The following is a 10,349-nucleotide window of genomic DNA, read 5'->3' on the forward strand; positions in this document are numbered from 1 at the left end:
CCCTTAAATGCGAAGAGCCATATTAGCACTATTGTTGTTAATTAAGTGATAGCGCCTTGCGTCGCACCATCATCATGTTGCCTAACCGGCGATGCGTTGTGCTCGACTAATCATCAGGATAAGAATAATGAAAGATAGTTTCGATTTTATCGTTGTTGGAGCCGGAAGTTCCGGTTGTGTTACAGTGAATAGGTTGGTTCTCGAACACGGCGCACGCGTTCTTTTATTGGAGGCGGGCCCTAGCAACAACAATCAGATCATTAAGATGCCCGCTGGCACTTTGAAGATGATCTACGGTAAAACACCTTTTGTTAAGCGCATAAGGTCTATGCCCCAGCCGTCACTCGGCGGCCGTGCCATCGATGTCGCCCAAGGCAACGTTGTCGGCGGAGGAAGTTCGGTCAACGTCATGCTTTATGCGCGAGGCTCCCGACTTGATTATGATTTATGGGATAAAGCGACAGGTGGCGCCGGATGGGGATGGGATGATCTGATTCCCTATTTCCGCCGTCAGGAAGGCAATCAGCGATTGCAGAATGAGGCGCACGGTAGTGAGGGGCCATTGAAGGTGTCGGATGCTCCGTACCTCATCGAAGCTGACAGCTTGTTCCTGCGTACTATGCAAAATCTCAACATTCCATATACCGATGATTTCAACTCCGGCAATCTCCATGGTGTTGGTCTTACGCAATCTACGGTTTATCGCGGGAGACGTTGCAGTTCCGCGGACGCCTTCTTAAGCCCGATCCTTAACGATCCTCGCTTGACCTTGGTGACCTCGGCGCGCGTGAATCGAATTCTGTTTGAGGGCACTCGCGCGGTGGGTGTGGAATATGTGGTTGACGACATTACTCATCAGGCCTCAACCACTGGTGAGGTCATCCTGACAGCAGGCGCCTTTGTTTCACCACAACTGCTCATGTTGTCGGGCATTGGTCCTTGCAAACATCTGGAGGAGCACGGCATCAAGACTCTGGTCGATTCGCCTGGAGTCGGTCAGAACCTGCAAGACCACCATGTCGCGATTCTCTCGGCCACCACGAAACGTCCCATTGGTTACTTTGGTGAAGATACTGGCTTGAAAGCGCTTAAAAACGCGATTCAGTATTTTGCGTTCAAAAACAGTGGACCTATCGGTTCCACAGGCTCGGAAACTATGGCATTCGTTAACCTCGACGATCCCGAGGCCGATCCAGATATCCAGATTTATTGCATCGGCGCTATGTGGCCAACGGTGAAGCGTGGCCCAACCGACGCCGTGACTCTGATGGCGAACCTAGTCAAGCCGCTTTCGCGGGGCACGGTGAAGCTGCGTTCGGCAAACCCTGCCGACCATCCTGAAGTTGATCTTCGCTGGCTTAGCGATCCTTCGGACCGTCGCCGCATGTTGCAGTCGCTCAAATACCTGAGAGAGATCGTCGCGACAGCTCCGTTTTCCTCGGTCATCGATGAGATTTTCTCGCCGGTCAACCAGATACAGTCCGACGAAGCACTGCTGGACTACATCCACCAGACTACGGAAAGTAACTACCACCCCGTTGGTACTTGCCGGATGGGCCAGGAAGACGATCCAATGTCTGTCCTGACCCCCGATCTGAAGGTCAAAGGCGTGCAAAACGTTCGTGTGTTTGACTGTTCAATGATGCCGATAATCATCAGCGCCAACACCAACGCGACAGCAATGGCCGTTGCCGAGAAAGGTGTTGATCACATGATGGGGAAAATTTCGCTGCGCACACCTGGTCGCCAGACCAGTGTTAGTACCGCGGAGTCCACAAGAAGTTAAAGCACTCCATGGCTTCACCGGCAAGGCTGCTCCCACTATGGATCATGAGTCTCGTAGGAGCGGGCTTGTCGGCGATGAAGCCAGCCTGTGCTTTACAGGTCTTCATCAATAACAAACCTGCTCTTGCAAGGGATTACGAAATGCACATCGATAGACCTATCGAGTTTTTCTTTCTTACGGTGTGGCATTGGATTCTAGTATTTTGTTGCTACCCAACGCTGGCTGAGAGGCATGTTGAGGTGCCATCAAGGTTTAACGTCGCAGTTGTATTTTGTGAGGAGAACACATTCGATGAATGCTTCTAATTTTTCGAGTACGGACGAGATTAGGTCAGCGTTTTCCCATGCAATGTCACAGATGTACAGGGATGAAGTGCCTCTCTATGGTATTTTGATGGAACTGGTTTCCGAGGTGAATAGGGAAGTCATAAGCGCAGACCCCGAACTGTTCAAAAAACTGGCGCAGACTGGTGAAATTCACCGCTTACATAACGAGCGGCACGGCGCAATTCGTGTAGGCACAGATGCAGAGTTGTCAATGTTGTGTAGGTTGTTTGCTGTGATGGGAATGGAACCTGTCGGGTACTACGATCTGGCCCCCGCTGGGGTCCCTGTTCATTCCACAGCATTTCGGGCAATTGAAGACGCTGCACTCAACACTTGCCCGTTCAGAGTATTTACTTCTCTGCTCAGAGTCGAATTGATAGACGATACGGAGCTCCGAGCGATCGCTCAGCATTTGCTCTGTCAGCGCAAGATTTTTACTCCTCGAGCTTTAGAACTAATTGAGCAATGCGAAGCTGCAGGCGGACTATCTGCTGCGGACGCTTCGGAGTTTGTTGACCGTGCTCTCGAAACCTTCCGCTGGCATAACATAGCTACTGTCTCTCTTGACCAATACATGAAACTGAGTGCTCAGCACCGTTTGATCGCCGATGTCGTCGCCTTCAAAGGCCCCCATATCAATCACCTGACCCCTCGTACTATGGACATCGATGCCGTTCAGCGAGGTATGTTTATGAAGGGAATTGTTCCGAAAGCGGTGATTGAAGGTCCGCCTCGAAGGAAATGCCCGATCCTCCTACGTCAAACCAGTTTTAAGGCGCTTGAGGAATCCATCAGCTTTGTGGGGCAAGAGGTAGGAGAGTCAGGTAGTCACTCTGCTCGCTTCGGGGAAATTGAACAACGTGGCGTTGCTCTCACGCCTAAGGGGCGAGCTCTCTATGACGAGCGTTTAAGCGTTGCTCGGAACGAGTTGGGCGAGGTTCCAAACGAGGCAAACGCTGCTGAATACGTTCGTATTCTGGAAAAGGCTTTTCAAGCATTTCCCGACAATTATGAGGAGATGCGTTCGCTGGGACTCGCATATTTCCGGTATTTTCCAGCCGAAAGGGCAATGGAAGCTTCGGGTAATAATTTGCAGATGAAAAGCTTGAATCAGCTTGTTGATGAGGGTTGGATCAGGTTTGAACCGATAGTTTATGAGGACTTTCTGCCTGTAAGCGCAGCAGGGATTTTTCAGTCCAATTTGGGTGGCGATGCTCCACCACACTATTCGGCAAACTCAAATCAGAAAAAGTTTCACTCAGCGCTTGGTAGGAAGACGCTTAATGAACTTGAGCTTTACGCCGAAAGCCAAACGCGTTCTTTGCGTAGCTGCGCCAGAATCATGAGGATTAGCGAAGCAAGCTGGATGCTTTAGCGGACGTATTAGGCCCCTTAGTCATGAGTCTTCCCTCACCTCAGCACAAAGGGAGCTAGAAAGGTAAGAGGACGAGTAGCATTCGGTGGGGCTCATCCTGACCTCGGAGCTTTTTGCAACAGGTGTGTGAGGGCTGTGCGATTGATATTCGAACCCGCCTGGCCCCCAGCGGCAAGCGTAAGGGTGTCGGTGTTTGCCTGCACACTAACAGGTCGATTTCTTGGGTTTGCGATCAATTTCGGCACCTTTTCCCGGTGAGGAGATCGTCCTAGGAACGATGTGAGTGAACACGCTATACTGTCGGCTGAGGCGTTCTGTGGACGCAACCATCGACCTCACATGAGGAGGGTTATGGAAACTTCACCTATATCGACGATCACCTTAAGCCGCAAATTGAAGTTTCACCAACTGATGATATTTGAGTTGGTGCTGGAATCAGGATCATTCGTGCGGGCTGCAAATGCAATGAGTCTTACGCAACCGGCCATAACAAAAGCTATATACGATCTTGAGTTGTTTTTTGGCAGCCCGTTGTTTGAGCGGTCTAATAGAGGAGTAACACCCACCGAGTTCGGTGTTATGCTGGGACGGCGAGTCAAGTCATTGATTGCCGAGACGCGTTATATGACTGAGGAGGTCAACGCATTCAGGACCGGTGAAGCAGGGCATGTGATTGTCGGAACGCTAATATCGGCCTCTGCTAAGTTATTACCTCGGGCAATCGTGGCATTGCGCAAAGCCACTCCTGGCGTGTTGATCACGGTTCGCGAAGGAACAACGGCGCAAATGTTTCCGGCGCTGGCGACAGGAGATCTAGATATCGTCGTAGGACGCCTCCCTGAGCAGGAATTGCCTCTATCCCATGCGTTCCCGCTCAAACACGAAGTTTTGTTCCATGAATCTTTTTGTGCGGTGGTCGGATGCGACCACCCACTGGCTGACAGCAAAGGTTTGAGCATCGCTGACTTGATGACTGAAGAGTGGATCTTCCCACTTCAGGAATCACCCTCCTACAATGCCGTCGAAAAATTTTTTCGTGATTCGAAACTGGGTCTGCCTCCGCATCATGTCAATTCTCTATCTATTCTGACCAACATAGGCTTGCTGTTGGAAACTGATATGATTGCGTTGATGCCTCGAGCAGCAGCACTACAATTCGTCAAGGCTGGATTGATAGTCGTCCTCGACTTAACAAAGAGTGCTAATTTTGGTGAGGTGGGGTTCTCAATTCGCGCCGATAAAGATGTTAATCCCGCTTGCAAAAACTTCATAAAATGCCTTCGCGAAACCGCCAAGAGTATATTCGAATAAAATCTCTACACGCATTCGTTCACCGTATGGTTACGCGAAGAAACGAGCAGGCTGCCTTCATTCAAAACCGCTGATGCGGTCGATGATCAGATTTAGAGACAGAGAGGTTGATGCCAACTTGATTTTTGGTGCTCTACTCACGTTAAACGCTGTGTTTTCAGTGCGATTGTGGCCGATTCTCGGGTTACAAATCCGGTCCACAAGATCCCTTGATAAAATTCCCAAAAGGTAGTTTTAGGGGAGGGGCGTCTACTGGAACAATTTAGTCAGTTTTCTATCGTTTGGCCAAGCTTTGTGGCCAAGAATAAGGCTTGCTCCCTGTCTTTCACGTTGGTGAAACCTAACAGCAAGCCCGACTCAGATGGCGCGTCTAAGTACCAGTTAGTGAGCGCGTGAACACTCAATCCAGCGCTTTTTGCTTTAGCGATTATGGCACGATCATCCTTGCCTTCAGCCAGACGTGTCACCAAGTGCATCCCTCCGACTTGATGGTCGATCGATAGGCGTGAGCCAAGGACGCTGGTCAACGCATCCACGAGCAAGCCTCGTCGAGTTGAATAAAGGTCGCGCATTTTCTTCAAATGACGTGCGAAGTGGCCTTCATTGATGAAGTTGGCTGTGGTGACCTGCCATAGCTGAGGGCAATGACTATGCATGGTGTCCGCGATCTGAGCGAATCGGGAAACAAGATTTTCTGGTACCACTAGGTAGGCGAGACGCAGACTCGGCAACAGCACTTTACTGAAGGTGCCGCAATACAAGACTCGATCGTAGGTATCCAGGCTTTTTAAGGCTGGTAGGGGGCGGCCTAGATAGCGGTATTCGCTGTCATAGTCATCTTCGATAATCCAGCTTTGTTGGTGGTGGGCCCAAGCCAGTAGACTTTGCCGGCGAGGCATCGACATTGGAACACACAACGGACTTTGGTGGGTCGGGGTTACTACTGCAAAACGGGCGTCGCTGCCTCGTTGTATACCTGACTGAACAATCATCCCTTCATTATCGACGGGAACCGAAACAAGGTTTGCTCCAGCTTCGCGCAGGAAATGGTGGGTCGCAAAGTAACCGGGGTCTTCGACCCAGCAGCTATCTCCACTGTGTAGCAGGCTTCTACAGATCAAATCGAGGCAAGCTCGGTAGCCCGCGACAATGAAAACCTGTCCAGGTGAACAGCTAATTCCGCGCGAAACACCCAGATAACCCGCGACTGCGTTGCGCAAAGAAACATGTCCTCTCGCATCAGGGTAAATCAAACCGTCGATGGGAGAGTGGCGCAGAGCACGGTAAGCCAGTCGGTTCCATAACTTGGTCGGAAAGGCATCCAGCGCCGGCAATCCCATCTGCAGCGGCTGCGGAGTCTCTCCCGTATGTATCAAGGACTGCTGGGGAGCTTCCGATTTTATCGGGAGAGGCTTAAGTGGAGCGGATTTGATTTGTGGAGAGACAACTGTCCCGGCAGGCCCGCGTGTCACCAGATAGCCCTCACTTATCAATAATTGATACGCAGCCTCGACTGTCCCCTGAGCCAGATGGAGTTCAGAGGCTAACGCCCGAATGGAGGGCACACGATCACCAGGCTTGAGGCGACCTTCCTTAATTGAATCACGAAAGCGCAGGTAGATCTGCCGAAACAGCGGTAGCCCATCACCCTCATGGTGCACTTTTTTATTCATTGGAATGTCCCAGTCAATTTGATCATTTTTGACTCTATAAAATTTGCCTTTGGTAGGGTAATGTTACACAAATTTATTGCCATCACGACGGTTTATTGTATAAGTCGCTAGGAAGGCCATTTCCCAAAAGCTTACATGCATACGACTTGCAGAGCATTTATGTTCTTCGGTCCCTGGAGAATAAGATGCTCTATAACCCAAGAATGGATCGCTTAATGGTGAGCAGCGGTTCTGTACGACCCCTTGATGCCAAGGTGACGATATGGATATCGGCAATGAGTGCTGCACTCTATCCTTGGATCCTAGAGGCATTCCATTGGGCAGTAACACTTGCTGGTGGCATAAATGGGTCTTTGTCAGCAGGTCATATCGTCGTCGCCGCTTTGTTGTTGATTGCAGCATTTGCTGTGCCTCTGATTTGTCTGATCATGGCGGGTCGTGTAATTCATGCTGCGCCTAGGGAAAGCACCCGCGCCCGACGATTTGCGTTGCTGGCAGTTGCCGTTCCTACGCTATATGTGTTCTTTGGCGTGCTTACTTACATGGCTGGTAGCACGATTCCAGATACCTGGGTATGGTCGCCGGCCTGGTTGCTGCTGGGGGCGTGGGCAACGAGAGAAGGCGATTCCAGCATGCTTTCTCAAGCACATCCGTCCTCACGTCTGCGTGTAGCTCACGGTATCAGTGGCTCAATAACTGCACTCTACGTTCTATTTCATATCATTAATCATTTGTTTGGGCTTATAAGCCCTCAAGCGCATGCAGCAGTGATGGATATAGGCCGTACCGTCTATAGAGCTGCAGCTATCGAACCGCTGTTGGTGACGGTCATGCTGTTCCAGATTATCAGCGGCCTACGACTAGCGTGGACTTGGACAGAAACAACAGCTGACCGTTATCGGGTTTTTCAGGTGGCATCAGGTGTGTTTATGTCAGTGTTTATTCTCGGTCACATGAATTCTGTGTTCATCTTTGCGCGTACTTTTCTCGACATTCCCACCGACTGGGCTTTCGCCGCAGGACTGCCCGCCGGCTTGATACACGACGCTTGGAACATCCGTCTCTTGCCCCACTACGCACTTGGTGTGTTTTTTGTGTTGACTCACCTGTTTTCAGGGTTACGCGTGGTGCTGCTCGCGCATGAGGTAAGTCAATCGAATGCAAATCGGATTTGGTGGCTGGGAGCAGGGATAAGCTCGCTGATTTCGGTGGCAATTATGTGCGGCATGACTGGACTTAGACTGATCTGAGTGACCATATTTTTTACAAAGCGGACCAATAGTGAGGCTGCTGGTTTGTTCTGATGCTAAAAACTAAAGGGGCCGTAACAGCTAGCTTCGGTCCCTCCCAAAGATGATAGGATGAACTATTCGTGTGTCACGGGTGTTCGCAACACATCACGTCGCTGTCTACTCTTCTGCTCCGTGCACAGACATCAAATCCACTTGGAGTCCATCCTGGTTTTTGCAAGCAAGTGAGTCTGTGTCCGAACAGAACGCGTTGTGCACAGGGTTCAAAAGTGAAGTTCACACTTCTAACTCCTAGCCAACCTCAACCGCCGCTCGATCTGACACCGCCTGTCCACCGGGCAAATAGTCCACTTGGTGACGAGTTGTCCGCACGCCTTCCAATTGTTGGCGAACGCTCAGATGTGCCGGATGGGAAGAGCATCCCTCCAGCGCTTCGTGACTATCGAACCCACTGTAGAGCACAACGTCGCAGGCATACTCGATCTGGCTGATCTCGATGCCAACCTCGATAGTCTTCATGCCAGGAATGTTGCCCGCTAGACCTTCGACCAGATTTTTTACCCGAAGGCTATTCGCGAGCTTCTCAGCAGAGCTGGCACCCTTTATATTCCACATAACAATGTGTTTGATCATATAGTAAACCTATTAAGCATAGAGCGGACTCGCGCGATAGAGCGCCGTTACTCACCCACTGATGTGGTAGATTGCAGAATGAAATCCCAGTTGATATGGAGGAATGGCGCTTTCAGGCCACGGCACTTTGCCATATCCGCATCGCTTAGCCTGTCGATAGTGGCAATCAGGGCGGGCCTAACTCCGAGCACGGTGTCTTCGCGCAGATAAGGGCAATCCGGAGCAAAGATGTGCGTGGTGACCAGTTCGTATCCAAGCACCGTGACGATAAAGTGAATATGCGCTGCCCAATGAGGATGCCGTCCAATCCGGCCTAGAAGCTTGCCGACCGGACCGTCGCTGGGAATAGGATAATGACGCGGTTTGGATGTGCGAAATGCATAGTGTCCGTCAGCCTCAGAAACGAATACACCACGCAGAACCAAGTCGGACTGTATCCCGCGCTGTTGCAAGTCATAGAAACCGTCTTCGTTGGTTTGCCAGATATCGAGCGTCGCGCCCACGATAGGCCGACCTTCAGTGTCCTTTACGTACCCGCTAACCAGTAAAGGTTCGTCTTTCTCATCCAGGCAGATGTTGCTGTTGTTGGGATAGTGCGGTGCTCCGGGCAAGTAGAACGGCCCCAATACGGTGTTAAAGGTCGGCGGTTGACGTCCTGTCGAGTGAGGACGATCGTTGATGACTTCCGCCAGCATGCTCGCATCCAGCACGTCGGACAGCAGAATGAACTCCTGACGCCGGTCGTTATACATGTGCCCTACATCAGTGAGAAACTCGATGGCCGCGTGCCATTCCGCATACGTGGGCTCGATTTCCTTGATGGCAGCATGGAAGTGCTTCACGATAACGCCCATCACCTGGCGAGTGCACGGGTCGCCGAAATCGCTCATACGTGCGTTAACGACTTCCACCTAACTGGTTTCGGTGAAGAGGTTGTTGAGATCGATGTCGTCAGGTTGCGGCAGTGCACTTTCGAGTTCTCCGTCGTTTTTGTGAGCGATATATGGTTACTGGCATTAAGCTCAGCGTTCATAGGTGTCTCCTGCCGGTAAACCCGCCAAGGTATCAAAGGAACCGAACGATAAGTTCTTAGCTGTCTGCAAATGATCGACAGACCAGCAACCAGCCGTCTTCTACGTCACCCTCATCCAGGACTGAGTGTCCAAGCGATTGACTCGGCCTGATTCCAGTCGACATGTACACGAAGCACATTCGAGCCAGGGGTATTTGCCGCGTGGCGCCAGAACAGTGATGACGGAGTGTGCCTGCCCGGCATGGTGACCGTTTCCGGAACCACTACCGGTAGCGACAAACACTTGGGCACCTGTATCAAGCCAACGTCAACTGGACGCCTATCTCCAATATCACGGTCGGTCTCGACTATCTGTTCTATGACATCGGTTCGGCGAACAAGAATGCCGGAGGCAGTAACTCGCAAATCGTGGTGTTGCGTACCTCGTTTCGTTATTGAAAAGAGGCCATTCAAGCATAAAGTATGACTGGATAAAGCATAAGTCGGCAAAGCGGCTTTTGCTTTGTCCATAACCGTCTGTTGGTCACACATTGCTGACCTTTTGTGAACTTATTAAGCATTTTCAACATCTGGCTGGCGAGCTTCCGACTCCAAGCATAGAACCTTTCATCATTTCTGCGGTACGTGCTATCCAATGCCGGCATTCGATGCTACGAGCGATAGCACCGGTGGAAGCTTGTCCAAAACCCAAGAGCGCTCCGCCATTGATCATCAAAGTCAAAATTATGATTATCCATAGCTTGTCAGCTTTCATAACAGCATCTCGTAGTAATGATAATCCAGCTACCCGTTACGGTTACTGTGTTTAATGCCGACCAGTTAAACAATTGAAGAATGGGGTCTCCGTAATGAGGCCCCATTGAGGACAAAAACTAAGTCATCTTTAGTGATAGTTAATTTTAGACGACCGCCACTTAACAAAACTTAGACTACTGTTACGCTAGGAAAATCAATATCAGTGT

The 10,349-nt window shown here is 50.7% G+C and carries 7 protein-coding genes; 4 read left to right on the forward strand and 3 right to left on the reverse strand.

Annotation, left to right across the window (positions count from 1 at the left end; all coding sequences use genetic code 11):
- Positions 1-127: 127 nt before the first annotated feature.
- From HX812_RS30405 to HX812_RS30415, 3 genes are all read left to right on the forward strand, one after another.
- Positions 128-1,786: a GMC family oxidoreductase gene (locus HX812_RS30405; protein ID WP_016978831.1), complete on the forward strand. Its 1,659-nt coding sequence runs from the start codon at positions 128-130 to the stop codon at positions 1,784-1,786.
- A gap of 291 nt (positions 1,787-2,077) precedes the next feature.
- On the forward strand, positions 2,078-3,487 hold the full coding sequence (locus HX812_RS30410; protein WP_038845905.1) for a VOC family protein: 1,410 nt from the start codon (positions 2,078-2,080) through the stop codon (positions 3,485-3,487).
- Between the two features lie 351 nt (positions 3,488-3,838).
- Complete coding sequence (locus HX812_RS30415; RefSeq protein WP_016976858.1) at positions 3,839-4,798, forward strand: LysR family transcriptional regulator; 960 nt, start codon at positions 3,839-3,841, stop codon at positions 4,796-4,798.
- A 266-nt stretch (positions 4,799-5,064) separates the two neighbouring features.
- Here the strand turns inward: HX812_RS30415 and HX812_RS30420 are convergent, their stop codons facing one another.
- Positions 5,065-6,471, reverse strand: a complete 1,407-nt coding sequence (locus HX812_RS30420) for a PLP-dependent aminotransferase family protein (protein ID WP_050572425.1) — start codon at positions 6,469-6,471, stop codon at positions 5,065-5,067.
- A 275-nt stretch (positions 6,472-6,746) separates the two neighbouring features.
- Between HX812_RS30420 and HX812_RS30425 the strand changes: the two genes are divergently transcribed.
- A complete protein-coding gene (locus HX812_RS30425; protein WP_235165435.1) occupies positions 6,747-7,721 on the forward strand; it encodes a hypothetical protein in 975 nt (324 codons plus the stop codon).
- 291 nt (positions 7,722-8,012) lie between these two features.
- Here the strand turns inward: HX812_RS30425 and HX812_RS30430 are convergent, their stop codons facing one another.
- Together HX812_RS30430 and HX812_RS30435 are read right to left on the reverse strand one after the other, a co-directional pair.
- On the reverse strand, positions 8,013-8,354 hold the full coding sequence (locus tag HX812_RS30430; RefSeq protein WP_038845904.1) for a Dabb family protein: 342 nt from the start codon (positions 8,352-8,354) through the stop codon (positions 8,013-8,015).
- A gap of 47 nt (positions 8,355-8,401) precedes the next feature.
- Positions 8,402-9,244, reverse strand: coding sequence for a dioxygenase (locus tag HX812_RS30435; protein WP_080642384.1), 843 nt, complete (start codon positions 9,242-9,244; stop codon positions 8,402-8,404).
- Positions 9,245-10,349: the final 1,105 nt, after the last annotated feature.

The organism is Pseudomonas sp. IPO3749 (assembly GCF_013386605.1).
In the GTDB taxonomy this organism is placed as follows: Bacteria; Pseudomonadota; Gammaproteobacteria; order Pseudomonadales; family Pseudomonadaceae; genus Aquipseudomonas; species Aquipseudomonas azotoformans_A.

What these genes read in the sequence shown, in the direction of transcription:
- HX812_RS30405 (WP_016978831.1), top strand. Translation starts at nt 128, where the DNA reads ATGAAAGATAGTTTCGATTTTATCGTTGTTGGAGCCGGAAGTTCCGGT.
- HX812_RS30410 (WP_038845905.1), top strand. Translation starts at nt 2,078, where the DNA reads ATGAATGCTTCTAATTTTTCGAGTACGGACGAGATTAGGTCAGCGTTT.
- HX812_RS30415 (WP_016976858.1), top strand. Translation starts at nt 3,839, where the DNA reads ATGGAAACTTCACCTATATCGACGATCACCTTAAGCCGCAAATTGAAG.
- HX812_RS30420 (WP_050572425.1), bottom strand. Translation starts at nt 6,471, where the DNA reads ATGAATAAAAAAGTGCACCATGAGGGTGATGGGCTACCGCTGTTTCGG.
- HX812_RS30425 (WP_235165435.1), top strand. Translation starts at nt 6,747, where the DNA reads ATGAGTGCTGCACTCTATCCTTGGATCCTAGAGGCATTCCATTGGGCA.
- HX812_RS30430 (WP_038845904.1), bottom strand. Translation starts at nt 8,354, where the DNA reads ATGATCAAACACATTGTTATGTGGAATATAAAGGGTGCCAGCTCTGCT.
- HX812_RS30435 (WP_080642384.1), bottom strand. Translation starts at nt 9,244, where the DNA reads ATGAGCGATTTCGGCGACCCGTGCACTCGCCAGGTGATGGGCGTTATC.